Here is a 16,340-nt window from a genome sequence, read left to right on the forward strand (position 1 = left end):
GCCCGAACGGGAACAACGTATGGAAGAATCGCATAACTTTGCATCCGCAAAAACAAAAACATAAAATCAGACATTATGGAATTGCCCAAAGACCCGATGATGCTTTTCAGCTTCATCAACACCAAATTACGAGACTTCTATCCTTCGCTTGACGCGCTTTGCAAGGACATGAACGTGAAAAAAGAAGACATCATCAACCCGCTGAAATCCGCCGGATTCGAATACAACCGCGAACTGAACAAGTTCTGGTAAGGCTTATAAGTAGATATTGAGCATATAATGTGCCACTCAGAAACGCAGATTAACGCGGATTAGCGCAGATGAAGAGCAAGATAATTAGAACAATTTTAATATCCGCATTCTACCCAATTGCCTTGTAGGGGCGTATCGCATACGCCCCGAAGACATCCGCATGGGTTAGTTGATGCATTCGGGCGTATGCGATACGCCCCTACATGGGATGTTTGCGGATATTCACATAGAATAATAATCCGCGAAAATCTGCGTTAATCTGCGTTTCTAAACTGACACATCACAACCCATGAACCGTATGCAAGAGCTGGTCGCCCATGCCGATGGTATAGCCATGCGACTCGAATACCACACGGTTGAACGTATCGGCTATGATGAAAACCGGAAGACGGGTGCCAGCCTGAAGCTTCATCTCCTGCCGGATAGCGGCCTCTATGCTTCCGTCAGCATCAATACCGAAAACTACGGTCGAAGGCAAGCCTTCTATCGGAGCCGACTGATATTTCTCGTATGCGGCACGTGAGGGGAAAAGCAACACAATCTTCCGTCCCCATTTCTCCAGTTCCGAGGCTTTGGCGGCGATGTCCTTCAAGGCATGGTTGGTAGGCTCATCACCCACGCCTAAAATGCCCACAATGAAATAGCCCCTGCCCGTAGTGAGCAAAACCGAAGTCTCCCCGCCTTCCGGAGTCTGGAACTTGGATTCCGAATTGAAGCTGCCTATCACACTGACCGCCTCCTCACTCTCACGCATCACCAGTCCTACATCGGTTTCCTTATCCTGCTCCACGCCAAAGAAAGACACTTGCGCCAGCACGCCTCCCTTAGCCAGACGGGTGCCGGATACCATCATATAATAGCCTGCCGGAACCGGGACCGGTTCTTTGAACAACTTGCTCCAAGGCTCGAAATCGGGATAAACCTGCAAGGCAAACCCTTCTCCATCGAAACGGGACAAGGAAAAATGGCGTGCATACGACGGGTCGCCCAGACGGGGTATCGGCGTATAGTCCAGCTTCAGCGTGCCTTCCGCCACTTGTTCCGAACGTCCGCTTTCGAAATCTACCGCTACGTCCTTGCCGTTCTCCTTATATAATACATATCCCGTCACACGGTCTATCCATGCGGGAATGCCGAGCGAACGTGCCACCGCTACAAAGAACGTGTTCCGCGAAGTACGGTCTGCCATACGGCTTTCCCACACCCCTTCGGGAGAAATCACCGTACCCACCGTGCACAAGTCATCCCGGAGCGTCAGGCTATCCTTGCACCATTCCACCAGTTCCAAAGGCCTCGCGCGGAAACGGGCGGCATCCGTTTCGGGTATCTCACGCTGGAAGAACGAACGGTAAGGAGTCAGCATTTCGTATCCGATGCGCGGAGCCAAGACCGTAGCCACATCCGCCAGCGAATCCGTATGATACAGATGGTCATCCAGCACGCTTGCCTCCGCATCGCGCAAGTCTTTCTCGGCAAGTGTGCCCAGCAAATCCAGCGCACGACTCCGCATCTCCCGTCCTGCCGCTTCTTTCAAGAAAGCCTCTATCTCCGAAGCGTTTCCGCGCGAAGCCACGATATAGGGTGCAACCGCTTCTGCTTCATAGCCTGTTTCCGAGGCAAAGGCACGAATCGCGTCCGCACCGGGGAAGGAAGCGATATACGCATGGCGGATGGAGTCTTCCCGGTTGAAACGGATATCGTTCTCAGCGCGTTGCTCCGGCGTGACTTCCGGAAGTGTCGGGTCACCTGCGGGAGGAACGATGTCAAGCGAGAACGAAAGCGTGTCGCCTACCTGATGTTCGAGCCGGAGTTCTACTTCCTTGTCTTTTCCGAAAGACACTTTCTGTATTCCGAACGCACGGTCTTTCACCGCCAGCACCACCATATCTCCCAGTCCGGCGGAAAGGCTTGCCCGTCCGTCCGCACCTGTCTTCTGGGATGAAACCGGATAAAACTCCGCATAGTTATAGATGCCAAAGCGCACGCAAGCATCTCCGACGGGCTTTCCGTCGATATCCGTTACGAGTACCGTTACCGGTGCGTTCTGCGCATAGTTTCCTATCACATTTATTTCGGTATAATTGGCGGTGGTGCGCATCACCTCTTCCGGTCCCTCGTAATAACCGAACACCTTGGTGTGCATCAGCATGCCGCGGCTTGCCGGCTCGTTGAACCAGCCCAAATTAAGCACCGGCTCAGGCTCGCACGCTCCCAGGAAATACCATTTCCCGTCTACCCAAGCCTCTACCCACGCATGATTGTCGTCGGTATGTGCCCAGCGGGGCGTATAGACCTGCCGTGCCGGAATGCCCACCGAGCGGAGCGCAGCCACAAGGAAAGTGGACTCTTCCCCACAACGCCCGTAAGCCGTCCGCACCGTGGCAAGGGGCGAACTGGTACGCGCGTCCGAAGGCTGGTAATTCGCCTTCTCGTGGCACCAATGGTTTACCTCAAGCACGGCGTCATACATCGCCAATCCCTTCAGGCGGGGCATCAGTTCATCGTGGAACACCATCCGCGAGCGGTCGAGCGCCTCGTTATTCACCCGCACCGGAAGGACAAAATGCCGGAACACATCATCGGGAATCTTCTTCCCCCACTCCGTCTCTTCGCGCGTGGCAAACGAGCTCCGGATGTTTTCCAGATAAAAGTTGCCCGAATAATCCGTAATATCGCCCACCGGCATATACGCATAAAAGAACATCAGGGCATCCCGTTCTTCAGCTGTCAATCCTTCATCATCGAACACACCGAAAAAATCCCCTTGTGAGAACAAAGCCTTTTTCGCCTGGAAATCAGCCTTCACCTGCTTCTCGAACGGAGATGTACATGCAGACAATAATGCACATAGCATACCGACACAAACTAATTTTCTCATAAGTCTTGCTTTTTATATTCCTCATTTCACAAAAACAACCTGTAGGGCAGGGGTTGCCTGCCCTTGCTTTACTTGCTCTTCCCAATTCGCCACACAGTGCGTGACCAATCTTGACCGTCACGCTGGATTTGCAATCCAGCGTAATAACATGTGCGGATTTGCAATCCGCATCATCAGCAAATGGCTCCGGATTGCAAATCCGGCGTGACCGAAATGAATTACGAAAAATTACATCCTGTTTTCCTGTAGAGACGTCACATTGTGGCGTCTCTGAATACATCCGCAAGATATTCACATACAAAAACAGATAGCATCCCTGCGGTTGGGGAGACGCCACAATGTGACGTCTCTACTACATGCCGTATTCCCCGTCACGCTGGATTTGCAATCCAGCGTAATAACACGTGCGGATTTGCAATCCGCATCATCAACAAATGGCTCCGGATTGCAAATCCGGCATGGCTGAACAAAGATAAGGAAAAAACGATTCATTCTCAAATTTATTTCCTACCTTTGCGAAAGTTAATCAAATCCGGCTTATGGCAATACATTCAAGTCAAGTACAGACACAGACACAGCAACAAGTACAGACCTTGTCGCCCCAACAGATATTGGCGGTCAAATTACTGGAACTCCCTACGGTAGAACTGGAAGAGCGCGTCCACGCGGAACTTCTGGACAATCCGGCACTGGAAGAAGGCAAGGAGCCTTCAGAAGACGACCTGCACGGCGACGAGGGGGAAGACTATGCCACCGACCAGGACGGCGAGCCGAATACCGATTACGGAGAGGACCTCTCGCTGGGCGATTACCGCACCGAAGACGACATACCCGATTACAAGCTGCAGGAGAACAACCGCTCGAAAGACGACAAGCCCGAAGACATCCCTTTCTCGGACAACGTCTCTTTCTACGAAACCCTGAAAGAACAGCTTGACATGCAAGCCCTGACGCCCGAAGAAAAACAATTGGGCGAATACCTTATCGGCTCGCTCGACGACGACGGGCTCTTGCGGAAAAGCATCGACACCCTTATCGACGAACTCGCCATCTACCAAGGGATAAACGCCACGCCCCAAGAAGCGGAACACGTACTTTCCATCATCCAGGACTTCGACCCGGCGGGCATCGGCGCGAGAAACCTCCAAGAATGCCTCCTGCTGCAAATCAAGCGCAAGGAAGATTCGCCCTTGAAACAAACCGAATACGACATCATCAGCAAGTGCTGTGACGAGTTCACGAAGAAAAACAAGGATAAAATCCTGCAAAAGCTGAACATCACCGAAAAGCAATACAACGATGCCGTAGCAGAACTGGTAAAGCTCAACCCGCGCCCGGGAAGCTCGATGGGAGAAACCATCGGAAAGAACATCCAGCAAATCATCCCCGACTTTATCGTGGAGACCGAAGACGACGGCACCGTCAGCCTGAGCCTCAACAACCACAACGTGCCCGAACTCCGCCTGAGCCGCGAATTCACCGACATGCTGGACGAGCACACGCGCAACAAGACAAACCAAAGCAAGGAATCGAAAGACGCCATGCTTTTCCTGAAACAGAAAGTAGACGCCGCGCAAAACTTCATCAATGCCGTCAAGCAGCGGCAACAGACCCTGATGAGTACCATGCAGGCGATTATCGACCTGCAACGCCCCTTCTTCCAGGAGGGAGACGAGTCGCTGCTGCGCCCGATGATTCTGAAAGACGTGGCGGAACGCGCACGCCTGGACGTGTCGACCGTCTCGCGCGTAAGCAACAGCAAATACGTGCAGACCAACTTCGGCATCTACCCGCTCAAGTTCTTCTTCAGCGACGGATATACCACCGAAAGCGGGGAAGAGCTTTCGGTACGCGAAATCAAACGCATCCTGAAAGAGTGTGTAGACCACGAAGACAAAAACCGTCCGTACACCGACGACGAACTGGCGGTTATCCTGAAAGAGAAAGGCTATCCGCTGGCACGGCGCACCGTATCCAAATACCGCCAACAGCTGAACATCCCCGTGGCACGATTAAGAAGATAAAAAAAGACGAATATGGAAGAAACAAACATTCCCAGCCAACTGACGTATCACGAACCGGAGCCGGACAAAGGCAACAGGCCGAAAGACACGCTGTACAGGGCATCGCGCGTCATTTCCGCGGTATTCACCCCTTTCATGCTCCCGTTCGTAGCGTTCGTCTTGCTTTTTACGTTCACTTACCTCCACATCCTGCCCCTCCGGTATAAGCTGACCGCACTCTGCATCGTGTATTGCTTCACCATCCTGCTGCCCATGCTCGGCATTTACCTGATGCAGAAAATCAACGGATGGACGCTTCACGAACTGGGCAAGCGCGAACGCCGGTTCGTCCCCTACGCGCTCACCATCCTGAGCTATGCCGGATGCGTCCTCACCATGTACCGCTACCACTTGCCCCGTTACATGGGAGGCATCATCGTAGCCACCCTGCTCTGCATGGTCATCTGCGCACTTATCAACATCAAGTGGAAAATCAGCACCCATACGGCAAGCAGCGGCATGATGGTAGGCGGATTGCTCTCGTACAGCTTTATCTTCCAGTTCAATCCCACAGGATGGCTCTGCGCCTTCATCCTGCTTGCCGGCATGCTGGGCTCGGCACGCATCATCGTCCGCCAGCACACATTAAACGAAGTGGCCGGCGGATTCTTCGTAGGGCTGTTCTGCGGAGTCATCGGAATCTTGTTTATCTGAATTTGAAAAAGCATTGTATGTCACGCTGGAGTTCATCAAAATGGCACGTGCCATGGGCATGAAAGACGCTTCGAAGCCGGAAGATTTCCTCACCGCCCTTACCCAGCTTCAGAAAGCCTGCGGTGTAGACAACCTGAAGATGAGCGACTATGCCATCCGGAAAGAAGAATGCTTGACCTTGGCACGCAACGCCCGTGAAACGATGGGCGGACTCTATGCCGCCAATCCGTGCGAAATGACCGACGAAGATTGCGCAGGCATTTTCAAGAGGGCATACAAATAAGCATGTAAATACCAACTTTCACCACAGAAACACGCAGAGTCTGAAGATATTCCTCTGTGAGACTCTGTGTCCTCCGTGGCGAACAAATACAAAACTGTTAAATTAATTCGAACGATACTGTTCCGCGAATATCAGAAGAAGACGAACCAATGTATGCCTTGAACTTTCCAGGTTCTGCTATCCATTTATGTTGTGTTTCGTCAAAGAATTTCAACGCATCCGAACCAATGGTGAAAGTCACTTCTTTTTCCTCTCCGGGTTGTAAGGTTATTTTTTGAAAACCCTTTAGCTCTTTTACGGGACGTAATACACTGCATTTTTCATCGCCAATATACAATTGGATAATTTCTTTGCCCATTACTTTCCCCGTGTTTTTCACTTTTACTGTAAACTTGATTGTTTCATCTTGCTTCATTTTTTTTGCCGACGCCATGGGCTTGCTATAATCAAAAGCTGTATAGCTTAAACCATGACCGAAAGGAAACATCGGTCTGATTTTTTTTGTATCATACCAGCGATAACCTACCAAGATGTCTTCTCTATAAATTTCATTGATGCTATCTCCCGGGTAACATAAAGCATCGAAGGCGTGGGCAGGACAATCTTCCAATTTTACGGGATAAGAGAATGGCAATTTTCCGCTCGGATTGACCTCTCCACTCAGTACGTCAGCCAACGCTTTGCCGGTGACGGTTCCGAAATACCAGCCTTGAATGACCGAAGGCACTTCGTCCAGCCATGGCATGGCTACAGCGTTCCCACTCAATAAGACGACTACGATGTTTTTATTGACTTTTGCCAAAGACCGAATCAACTCGTCTTGACCGAAAGGAAGGTTGTACGACAGGCGGTCGCCTCCTTCGCAGTCCTGCTGGTGGTTCTTGTTCAGTCCGCCCACATAAATAATCAAGTCTGCATCGGCAGCTTTGGTTATGGCGTCATTTCTTAACGAATCCATGACGGATTGAGGAATCTCATCCACTCGCCCGAACATGTCACGTCCTGCCATGTATCCTTGTGCATAAATGACATTGCCGAATTTTTCGCGGATGCCTTCCAAAGGAGAGATAAAGTTTTTCGGTTTCAGTTCAGAGGAGCCTCCCCCCGTCATCAAGTTGCGTGTAGCATTATCGCCTACGACTAAAATGCGTTTGTATTTATCTGATTGCAAAGGAAGCAAACCAGCCTGTTCCTTTCTGTTTCCATTTTTCAGCAACACAGTCCCCTCGGTAGCAATATCATACGCAGTTTGATAATGTTCCTGGGTAGTCATGGAACCGTAAGGCTTGTTCTTGTTCATGGCCGTGCGGAATATCAATCTTAATATACGCGCTACCTTATCGTTGACTACTTCCATGGGGATTTTTCCTTCTTTAATCATCTTCAGGTAGTTCTTGCCTAAGTAATAGTCATCGTAACCGAATGCCGATTCCGATGTAAGCCCGTTGGTATATGACCCCATTTCTAAATCCAGTCCGTACATCGCCGCTTCGTAGGTGTCGTGCGCCGCTCCCCAGTCGGTCACTACACATCCGTCAAACTTCCAGTCCCCTTTCAGGATATCGTTGTTCAGCAATTTGTGGTGAGTGGCATGCGTGCCGCGCACTTTATTGTATGCCCCCATGATGGTCCATGTGCCGCCACGCTCTACCGCAGCCTTGAATGCCGGGAGATAAATTTCATATAAGGCACGGTCGCTGACTTGCACATTAATGTGGTTACGCCATAATTCCTGGTTGTTCAATGCATAATGTTTCACACATGCGGCCACTCCATTCTTCTGTACCTCTTGAATATAAGGCACACACATTTCGGAAGCAAGATAAGGATCTTCTCCCATATATTCGAAATTACGTCCGTTCAAAGGAGTCCGGTAAATATTTACGCCCGGCCCTAACAATACGTCTTTTTCACGATAACGGGCTTCTTCACCAATCGCTTTCCCGTATTTGCCTGAAAGTTCCGGATTCCACGTTGCCGCCAGACATGTCAATGCAGGGAAAGCGGTACAACTGTCATTGGTCCATCCCGAATATCCCCAGTCGTTCCAATTGATTTCAGCCCGGACACCATGCGGTCCGTCTGTATACCAAAGTTCGGGGATGCCTAACCGGGAGCATCCAGGGGATGTGAATTTCCCTTGGGCGTAACTGAGCCGAACTTTTTCTTCAATGGTCATTCGGCTGAGAGCATCTTGTACGCGCGCTTCTATGGGCTGGCTGTCATCCAAATAAATTGGAGTTGTTTCTGCCGTTTGTCCGTATGTTGTACAAATGGACAAGGCGGTGCCTATACACAGGTTAAATATAAATGTTTTCATGATTTATAATAAAAGAAATAAGTGTCTGGAGACATTAAAGCCTGCTTAAATTTTCCCATAGAGTGATGCTATATCAGGTTCTTTTGAGCAAATTCAAACAGGCTCTAAGTGTCCTACTGAAAAATTATTCTCGCTTTTCTAAATTTAGGAACTGTTTTTGAGAAGCTGTTTTGAATTTCTCCAAAAAGTTTTTCTTGGCTTGATGCATTCGTTTTCGTGTGCGCTTTGGGCATTTTGGGGTCATTCCCGCTTCTGCTCTTCGTCAGATAGCCAGTATCTTCCTCATAGTAAAGACGCAAGATTTTGCGTCTTTACTCATTCCAAATCAGCACACGATAAATTCAAAAACAGTTTCTTATTCAACAGTAACCAAATCTACATAATATCCGTGCCCTACACAAAGGAATCCTCCTTCAGCTGCAATCATGTCCAAGGATTCCTGAGTAAGTTCAACTTCAACCATTCCGTCTTCGTTGAATTCAATGACAGCCGTTCCGGGTAAGTCATTCCAAGCGGCCGTAGTGGTACGGATTTGGTGATATTCAGCAGTAGGTTCTACTGAATAATGTATGCGCAATATACTGCCTGCTCTCATGGATGCGAATGTTTCCGTCGGAATCAGGTTGAATGTCTTGTTGGGGTCTGTATCCGCCAAATCCCAAGACACATAATGATGCCCTTCCCAAAGAACGGTTTCAGATGTAATTGCAAATGTTGTCTCAGAAAGTATTTCGTCATTCACATAGAATAAGACTTCTCCTCCATTGGCATCAGTTCCTGTTAATGTATATTCTCCGGCTGGAAGTTCAGGACATATTACCGCAAGTTCCGTATTGTTTTGGCGTACAAATTCAGACAAGGCTTCTCCATTGATGTTTAATGTAGCTATCTTATCCAGATTCAATCCTGTCATAATCCATTCACTTCCTGCTCCAGTACGTGTAAATCCACTGGTAAGTACCGGTGCATCCGTAACTGTAGTGAGATTGGCTCCATAGCGGTTTCCGGAAGCGTCAATCAGGCTAAGGCGGTATTCTCCGTCAGGAATAGTAGCAGGGACTTCGTATTCAAGATAACTTCCTTCCTCTGATTCACCCAATGTGATATCTGTTATGGTTTGGTCAGCGATGATCACGCCGTTTACTTTTTCAAGGTTTGTCCCATACAGACGAGCAAGCGAACCGGGAGCAACAATACGTTCCAACCCTACCGCTTCGCTCCAAGGGTCATCTTCCAAAGGACTCACAATGATGTTTGCTTCACGGTAAGTTGATTTTCCAGCGGTAGTTGTAGCCGTTATTTTCAGATGGTAAGTACCTGCTTCCAAAGCTAAATCAATGCTATCTCCTTTATGTACTTCAGTACCGTCGATTTCCCATGTTACTTCGGTATAGATGGAAGGAGTCACGGTGACTTTCATTGTAAAGTTTGCATCGCGGCTGATTTGGGAAATAGCCGCTAATTCTCCATCTACCCTATCCGGAAATACCGGGTCAAGAATCATCGGAGAGTCATCCGGACTAATCGTAGAGAACGGATCCTCGTCTTTACATGAGGTGCTTGCCAAGCTCATTGTGGCAATGGCTATCAGCATAAAGTATAGTTTTTTCATATCTTTCTTGATTGAATGTTGTTATACATTAGTTTTCCGAATCCCACCATACGTGGTTGTACCAGCTGTCTGTTCCTCCCATTCGTTGTACAGCTTCGTCATAATTTTCCTTGTTGTAAGAAGATTCCAAAATAGGATAAACGAAGCGTACCGGAATTTCCTGACCGTCTGTCAGATATTGACCGAAGCCATATTCTGCCGGAGACTTTAAGACAGGATATCCTGAACGGCGGATATTTGCCCAACTTTCTGAAGGGTTCAAGAAATGCAAGATCCAAGCTTGAGTATTAATAGACTCTTTACGTTGTTCGTCTGTATAACCGATGGGGTTATTCTCGTAATATTCATTGAATTCTTCATCGGTTATTTCTTCGATGTCATCATAATTATCTGACAAGAAGTCCATTGCGGCTCTTATACCTGCTTTATAATATTCTTCTACCGACATAGATCCTGCATTCCAGCCTTTTAATGTGGCTTCCGCCTTAAGGAACAAAACCTCAGCGTATGTCATGACAATACCGGGATTATCGCTCATTAAGAAAGTGGTCGCAAGCTTCGGCTCTACTTCACGGTCGGCTCTGGTAGGAACGCTCGGGTTAGTTTCTGCCAATTCTTTCAGGATATCACTTTCATATCCGGTTGGCCAAGGTTCCCAAGAAAATGCTCCCGGGTCGTTCGGTTGGAACTCAATGCCTTTTTCCATCATTTCTTCTGTCAAGTCTATACGGTTGTCTGGGCTGGATGTGCTCATCAGTCCGTCATAGTAACACCGGGCAATGCGGAATGTACGCGGGTCGTTCGTGTTATATAGTTGATTGAAGAAAGTAGAACAAATGTAAGTAGGGTTGTTGGCAGGGTCGTTTCCATACATCACTTTAGATAGAGCATTTCCTCGATAGTCTGTGTATGATTCGCTTCCGAAGCTGTATGAAACTTCCATGTAATGTATCAATGCGTCATCGTCTGCACTTTCAAACACGCCTCCGTCTGCTTGCAAGGCTGCTTCAAATTCTTGTCGTGCTTTCTCCGGATTTACATTCGAGATTCGCATGGCAAAGCGCAAACGCAAAGAATTGGCGAATTTTTTCCATTTGGCTATGTCTCCATCGTAAATTACATCACTGGTAATTTGGTCTTGTGAAGCATCCAGTTGGTCTACCGCTTCTGCCAGTTCGGTGAAGAAGCTGTTGTAAATGTCTTCCTGCTTATCGTAGCGAGGATTGAAAATGCTTTCCAAATATCCTTTCCCCGCTTCTGAATAAGGGATATCTCCATACAAGTCGGTCATGAGAGACATTGTATATACACGGAAGATTTTCAGAATGGCATTGATATTGGTACGTGTCGGGTCTCCTTCTGTACGGTATTCCGCATCTACCAGATTGGATACGCCTCCTGTATAACCTAATGTCCACATATAGCCCATGGTATTATTGTCTATGGCATGTCGGCCACCATAAAAGGTAGTGTTCCAGCATCCCATGAATTGCTGGGTAAATCCGAACAGATAGCAACGGTAAATGTCTACCATGTCCAATCGTCCGTATGTTTGTAACTCAGCGGTTGTGAGTTGGGCGCAAGGATCAACCGTGGTCGCTTTCGACGGGTCGGTATTCATATCCTCCATATAGCTGTCGCTGCAAGCGGTGAAGCCTAAAGTACATGCAGCCAGCAATGTGATGATTAATGATTTATTGCGTTTCATCATATTATTCTTTTATATAGGTAAATACTCAGGTTTTATCAGAATTTTACATTGACATTGAATCCGTAGCTTCTGCGTGAAGGCAATGAACCGAATTCAAGTCCCATACCTGTACTGTTGTTGTAGTTAGAATCCGGGTCAATGTTGGGAATGTTCTTATACACGATGAACGGGTTACGGGCTACGAATGAAACGGTAATCCGGTCTACCACATCCTTGAGCCATTTTTTAGGCAAGTTGTAGCTTAACGTAATTTCACGACATTTCACGTAAGAGTTATCGTAGATGAACAATGAAGGCGCATTGCGGCAGACACTCATCCAATAGTCTTCCGGATTGATGTAAATATCGTTTTGGCGATAAGTTCCGTCACCATTGTCAATGACTCCCGGAGCAATAAATCCTCCGGTTGGAGTCCAGTCGGGAGAACCTTTGGCGATGCCGGCTGCTTTACGTGCTTCCTCTGACTGATACCAAGCTTCACGTCCTTCCAATGTAGCTGTAGCTTTACCTGACTCGTATGCCGAACGAGCAGACATAGAGTAAAGGTCTGCGCCGACTTTTACGTCAAAGATAGCCGATAGCGACAAGTCTCTCCACGCAAATGAAGTAACCAAACCTCCTGTCCAATCCCATGACGCATTACCCAATACGTGGTTGGTCTTGTCATATTGAGGCAAGCCTGTTGCCGGGTCAATAAGGATATCTCCGTTTTCATTGCGTTTGAAGTCAGGACCGATAATCGAGCCGTAGTTTTCGCCCACTTTAGCAGCTACTTGTACGTCTAACCACGAAGCCTTTTCCAACTCGAACATATCCATGCCTTCAACCAGTTCCTTTACTTTGTTGGTGTTCTTTGAGAAGTTCAGGTTCAAGTCCCATGAGAAATCCTTGGTTTGGATAACCCGTGTATTCAAGGCGATTTCGATACCTTTATTTTGAATTTCACCGGCATTAATCAAACGGTAATTGTAACCAGTAGCCCATGAACTTGCCATACCCATAATCTGATTCTTGCTACTCTGTGAATAATAGGTGAAATCCAATCCGATACGGTTATTCAGGAATTTGGTCTCCAAGCCGATTTCGAATGAATTGGTTCTTGTCGGCTTCAAATTCTTATTAGGAACCGTATTGTTGTTGATATAACCGATGGTGTATCCGGGATAAGTAAACTTTGATTTTGTATACACCAATCCCAATTGGTACGGATTGGTATCACTACCTACTTGTGCCCATGATACACGGACTTTACCGTAAGGAAGGATGTCTTTCCGTTTGAACAGTTCAGAGAAGATGAAACTTCCGGAGAAAGACGGATAAACATAAGTATTGTTGTTCAATGGCAATGTAGAAGACTGGTCAGCACGTAAAGTCGCATCTAAATAAAGCATGTGCTTCCAACCTACATTGACAGCTCCGTAAACTGAGTTGATTTGCTTACGGTAGGTGTTCTGTTCTACACTGATTTCATTGAAGCTTAACAATGCTACCACATCTCGGATTTGCATGTCTTGTGCAGTAGTGACCGTCGTCAGGTTATCTACTTTGAAGATGTTGCCTCCCAATGTAGCATTAAAGTCGAAGTCTCCCCATGAATTGTTATACAAAGCAAGAAGTTCGACGTTATACATCTTGTTTTCGAATGTACTGTTTTGAAGACGTCCAGCTTCGAATCCCGGTGTAGTAGGAGCCTGAAAGTCTTCAAAAGTAAACCAGTTCATTTCAGCACCTATTGTTCCTTGTATTTTCAAGTGGCTGTTAATATTCCATATTGCTTTTCCATTCAGACGGAACTGGTCCTTTTTCGAATCATTCGAATTTTTGTAGACAGTCCAATACGGATTGACATTGTAGGGGTCCATACCGTTCCAGTTGCTGTATTCTCCGTTCTCGTCCTGATAAGTCTTCAGCCATTCCTGATTGTAGGTGGTAGAAAGTGTCATCAGGTTCTTTCCGATGTTGGCTTTATCATCCCCCATTGCCGGACGGTTGTGCACATCTTCACGCATGTAGTTTACGCTAAAGTCCAAATCCACTTTGGCCAACGTCGTATTGGCACGAAGGTTAAAGGTATTACGGCTCATGTTTGTTTCCGGCACGATGTCGCGGTTTGTCATATTGGTATATGAGAAACGGACACCCGTTTTACCAGAACTGGAACTGATAACGGCAGTATTGGTCGCAGTCAAGCCGGTACGGAAGAATCCTGCCGTATTGTCCGGAATGATTAAATACGGGCGTTCCACCCCGTCGAAATACCTTAGCATATTGCTTCCGTCTGCCTTCGGTCCCCAACTTGTATTGGTATTCGATACGGCATCAATAGCATAAGTGCCGTTACTTCCCATACCATAAGCCTGTTGGATATCATCCCATTTCGAAAGCTGAGTATCTATAGTCAGTGTTCCGTTGTATTCTACACTGAACTTCTCTTTGTCGTTAGCTTTTTTAGTCGTAATCAAGATAACGCCATGGCTCGCCCGGCTTCCATAAAGTGCAGAAGCGGCAGGACCTTTCAATACAGACATACTTTCGATATCATCCGGATTGATGCTGGAGATTCCGTCTCCCAAATCATATCCTCCGTATTGACCGGCACTTCCGTAGTTTGTATTATCCAAAGGTACACCATCAATGACATAAAGAGGCTGGTTGTTTCCGGTCATTTCGGTACTTCCGCGCAAAATGACACGGGTAGAACCAGACGGACCGCTGGCTGTCTGGCTGACAACAAGTCCCGGAACACGTCCCGCTAATGAGTTGATGACGTTAGTTTCTTTCGCTTTGGTCAACGATTCCCCCTTTACTTCATCCACTCCATATCCCAACGCTTTACGCTCACGCCTGATACCCAAGGCGGTAACAACCACTTCATCCAGCACTTGTTCGTCTTCTTCCATTGTAATCTTCATTTCGCCTTTGGTTACTTTGACTTCTTTTGTCGCATAGCCTATATAGCTGATAACCAAAACAGCGCCCGGCTTTACATTAAGTTCGAAACGTCCATCCATATCGGTAATCGTACCGTTGGTCGTTCCTTTTTCCAAAACTGAAGCTCCGATGATGGTTCCCGCGGCATCGCTTACTACACCCGTGACTTTTTCTGTCTGCTGGGCTGCTACCGAAAGGTTCGGTTCAGGAGCCGCCTGAATGTGAGGAATCTCTCCTAACAAGCAGAGAGACAATGTCCCACAGATAAGTGTTCTTTTATAACTTATTGCTTTCATAGATTATATGATTTGATTAATAACTTTCATCACTTTTTAAGGTCAAACGAAATTGTTCTCTTACATTCAAAATTGCATCACAAATGTAACGCACATAAAGAAGAGCAGAGGTTGGTTTTTTATCGGAAAAGGTTTGATTTCTGACATTTGTCTTTCCTTTCCTTCTTACAGTCTGACTTATTTATTTGACGATTAGATATTTATGCATAAAAAGTTGAAAATAGTTGTTGGTTAATGCGCTTGAAGTCCAATTGCTTTCATAAGCTCCGAATCCACTTTCCCGTCTTCATTGAAAATGGTATAACCGCCTTTATAGTCCCAATGACACCACGCCATATTCAGTTCATCAAAAACCTCGATAACGTCTTTATACCATCGGTAGGCATCGGCTCTTGGCGCTACACGGTAGATACCGAACTCTCCGCAATATAGGTTCAGTCCCAATTCATCAGCTTTCTTTTTGGCTTGGATTAAATAACCATGCAAGGTGCTCTTGTCCCATTCCTTCAACCAGCGTGCCACCTGCTTCTGCTCTGCTTCGGGCAAAGCCTCATAATCTTCTTTTGTTATCAGATAACCCGGATAATGAACGGGAACCGTGATGTCTTTGAATTCAGTCCAACTCGCTTTGTAATGCGATAAGATGAACGGTTCATAGAAATGGCAACTCAATATAATATTGGGGTCGTTTGCAGGTACTTTGAGATACTGGAACGTACCGACTCCTTGCCACAGGTTGGAGCCTATGACCAGCACCCGTTTTTTTTCCAACGAGCGTATCTGGTCGTATGCCCTTTGGATAAGTTTGTTCCAGTCTTCATGGTCAGGGGCAGTAGGCTCGTTCATGATTTCGTATGCCAGCATGTGGGTGTCATAGCCGTTCAGTTCGGCTGAGAGTTCTTCCCATAACGAGAGGAAATGCGTTTGTGCTTTCGCATCAGTCCATAGCGTATTTGTGCCGCCTTCCATTCCCGCATTAAAGTAATGCGCCCGGATGATGTGCAGGTCTACGACTACACGTAATTTGTGTTTTATCGCCCATTGAATGCCTTTATGCAGGAATTGGAACGATTTTTCGTATTTCTCCCCGCTTTCATTCCATAAAATCATTTCATCAATGGGAATCCTTACATGATCAAATCCCAGTTCGGCAAGTAACTTAAAGTCTTTTTCAGTAATTTGTTTTTCGTCTATGGCAAGGTTATTGTCCGGACGTTGGGATAACCAGTGACTGATGTTGATGCCTCGGTGGATAGAAAAACCTCCGGCTTCAATTCCGAAACTTCCTAAAACGAAGCAAAGGTTCATTAGTAGAAATAAGAATGTCTTTTTCATGATGG

General features: G+C 47.1%; 10 protein-coding genes. 4 read left to right on the forward strand and 6 right to left on the reverse strand.

Annotation, left to right across the window (positions count from 1 at the left end):
• The first annotated feature begins 75 nt into the window (after positions 1-75).
• Positions 76-252 carry a DUF4250 domain-containing protein gene (locus BACSA_RS09505; protein WP_013617893.1) on the forward strand — a complete coding sequence of 59 codons (177 nt, stop codon included), beginning with the start codon at positions 76-78 and terminating at the stop codon, positions 250-252.
• Positions 253-532: 280 nt separating this feature from the next.
• Here the strand turns inward: BACSA_RS09505 and BACSA_RS09510 are convergent, their stop codons facing one another.
• Complete coding sequence (locus tag BACSA_RS09510) at positions 533-3,130, reverse strand: transglutaminase-like domain-containing protein (protein ID WP_013617894.1); 2,598 nt, start codon at positions 3,128-3,130, stop codon at positions 533-535.
• Between the two features lie 539 nt (positions 3,131-3,669).
• Here BACSA_RS09510 and rpoN point away from each other — a divergent pair.
• From rpoN to BACSA_RS09525, 3 genes are read left to right on the forward strand one after another with little or no spacing between them, the layout of a single operon-like run.
• Entirely contained in the window at positions 3,670-5,154 is a 1,485-nt protein-coding gene (gene rpoN, locus BACSA_RS09515; RefSeq protein WP_013617895.1) for an RNA polymerase factor sigma-54, read from the forward strand.
• A 12-nt stretch (positions 5,155-5,166) separates the two neighbouring features.
• On the forward strand, positions 5,167-5,847 hold the full coding sequence (locus BACSA_RS09520) for a phosphatase PAP2 family protein (protein ID WP_013617896.1): 681 nt from the start codon (positions 5,167-5,169) through the stop codon (positions 5,845-5,847).
• A gap of 52 nt (positions 5,848-5,899) precedes the next feature.
• Complete coding sequence (locus tag BACSA_RS09525; protein ID WP_174490716.1) at positions 5,900-6,130, forward strand: hypothetical protein; 231 nt, start codon at positions 5,900-5,902, stop codon at positions 6,128-6,130.
• Positions 6,131-6,227: 97 nt separating this feature from the next.
• On the opposite strand, the gene BACSA_RS09530 is transcribed toward BACSA_RS09525, so the two are convergent.
• The 5 genes from BACSA_RS09530 to BACSA_RS09555 all read right to left on the reverse strand — a co-directional run bounded on the left by BACSA_RS09530 (position 6,228) and on the right by BACSA_RS09555 (position 16,335).
• A complete protein-coding gene (locus BACSA_RS09530) occupies positions 6,228-8,450 on the reverse strand; it encodes a glycoside hydrolase family 3 C-terminal domain-containing protein (RefSeq protein WP_013617897.1) in 2,223 nt (740 codons plus the stop codon).
• A gap of 355 nt (positions 8,451-8,805) precedes the next feature.
• A complete protein-coding gene (locus tag BACSA_RS09540; protein ID WP_013617898.1) occupies positions 8,806-10,062 on the reverse strand; it encodes a hypothetical protein in 1,257 nt (418 codons plus the stop codon).
• A 28-nt stretch (positions 10,063-10,090) separates the two neighbouring features.
• Positions 10,091-11,770, reverse strand: coding sequence for a SusD/RagB family nutrient-binding outer membrane lipoprotein (locus BACSA_RS09545; RefSeq protein ID WP_013617899.1), 1,680 nt, complete (start codon positions 11,768-11,770; stop codon positions 10,091-10,093).
• Between the two features lie 38 nt (positions 11,771-11,808).
• The gene (locus BACSA_RS09550) at positions 11,809-15,000 is read right to left on the reverse strand and encodes a SusC/RagA family TonB-linked outer membrane protein (RefSeq protein WP_013617900.1); all 3,192 of its coding nucleotides are present in this window, start codon (positions 14,998-15,000) and stop codon (positions 11,809-11,811) included.
• Between the two features lie 231 nt (positions 15,001-15,231).
• Entirely contained in the window at positions 15,232-16,335 is a 1,104-nt protein-coding gene (locus BACSA_RS09555; protein ID WP_065757460.1) for a glycoside hydrolase family 5 protein, read from the reverse strand.
• Positions 16,336-16,340: the final 5 nt, after the last annotated feature.

The sequence above is a fragment of the Phocaeicola salanitronis DSM 18170 genome (genome assembly GCF_000190575.1).
In the GTDB taxonomy this organism is placed as follows: Bacteria; Bacteroidota; Bacteroidia; order Bacteroidales; family Bacteroidaceae; genus Phocaeicola; species Phocaeicola salanitronis.

What these genes read in the sequence shown, in the direction of transcription:
- BACSA_RS09510 (WP_013617894.1), bottom strand. Translation starts at nt 3,130, where the DNA reads ATGAGAAAATTAGTTTGTGTCGGTATGCTATGTGCATTATTGTCTGCA.
- BACSA_RS09520 (WP_013617896.1), top strand. Translation starts at nt 5,167, where the DNA reads ATGGAAGAAACAAACATTCCCAGCCAACTGACGTATCACGAACCGGAG.
- BACSA_RS09545 (WP_013617899.1), bottom strand. Translation starts at nt 11,770, where the DNA reads ATGAAACGCAATAAATCATTAATCATCACATTGCTGGCTGCATGTACT.
- rpoN (WP_013617895.1), top strand. Translation starts at nt 3,670, where the DNA reads ATGGCAATACATTCAAGTCAAGTACAGACACAGACACAGCAACAAGTA.
- BACSA_RS09550 (WP_013617900.1), bottom strand. Translation starts at nt 15,000, where the DNA reads ATGAAAGCAATAAGTTATAAAAGAACACTTATCTGTGGGACATTGTCT.
- BACSA_RS09540 (WP_013617898.1), bottom strand. Translation starts at nt 10,062, where the DNA reads ATGAAAAAACTATACTTTATGCTGATAGCCATTGCCACAATGAGCTTG.
- BACSA_RS09525 (WP_174490716.1), top strand. Translation starts at nt 5,900, where the DNA reads ATGGGCATGAAAGACGCTTCGAAGCCGGAAGATTTCCTCACCGCCCTT.
- BACSA_RS09530 (WP_013617897.1), bottom strand. Translation starts at nt 8,450, where the DNA reads ATGAAAACATTTATATTTAACCTGTGTATAGGCACCGCCTTGTCCATT.
- BACSA_RS09505 (WP_013617893.1), top strand. Translation starts at nt 76, where the DNA reads ATGGAATTGCCCAAAGACCCGATGATGCTTTTCAGCTTCATCAACACC.
- BACSA_RS09555 (WP_065757460.1), bottom strand. Translation starts at nt 16,335, where the DNA reads ATGAAAAAGACATTCTTATTTCTACTAATGAACCTTTGCTTCGTTTTA.